The organism is Acidiphilium sp. PM (assembly GCF_000219295.1).
In the GTDB taxonomy this organism is placed as follows: domain Bacteria; phylum Pseudomonadota; class Alphaproteobacteria; order Acetobacterales; family Acetobacteraceae; genus Acidiphilium; species Acidiphilium multivorum.
In genome coordinates this window covers 1-544 of record NZ_AFPR01000406.1, presented here as the reverse complement: position 1 = coordinate 544, position 544 = coordinate 1, and the positions used below count along the sequence as shown (strand labels likewise).

Sequence of the window (544 nt, the reverse complement as noted above, 5' to 3'; positions counted from 1 at the left end):
CGATCGCCTGCAATTCCGCCGGCACCGGGCAGGGCTCGCCCGTCGCCGGATGCCGCCCGGCGGACAGCAGCACGACGATTCTCATGCCTCGGCTCCCAGACGCGCGAGCAGCGCCGGCAGCACCGCCTGCGCATCCGCGACCACCGCCAGGTCCGCCCGCGCGATCATCGCCGCGTGCAGGTCGGTATTCACCGCGACCACATGCTCCACCGTGCCGATCCCCTGCAGATGCTGCGGCGCGCCCGAAATCCCGAACGCCACGTAGCAGTCGGCGTTGAGCACGGTGCCCGACGCGCCGACCTGCATCGCTCGCGGCAACGCGCCGGCGTCGCACACCACCCGGCTCGCCCCCGGCGTCGCCCCGAGCGCGCGCGCGAGATCGCGAAACCCCGCGAAATCCGTCACCCCGTTTCCCGCCGCGATCACGAATCCCGCCTCGTCCAGCCGCACATTCGCCGCCTCCACCGGCAGCGGCGACAGCCGCACCGCCAGCGCCGCATCCCTCGCCGGATCGGCCGGCGGATCGACCGGCTCGGCCGCATGC

1 protein-coding gene is annotated in these 544 nt (G+C 73.9%); it reads right to left on the bottom strand.

Going from position 1 to position 544, the window contains the following annotated elements; all coding sequences use genetic code 11:
- Positions 1-81: 81 nt before the first annotated feature.
- Positions 82-544, bottom strand: a 463-nt coding sequence (locus APM_RS13065; protein WP_007423839.1) for an FAD-binding protein, incomplete at its 5' end; no start/stop codon positions are given.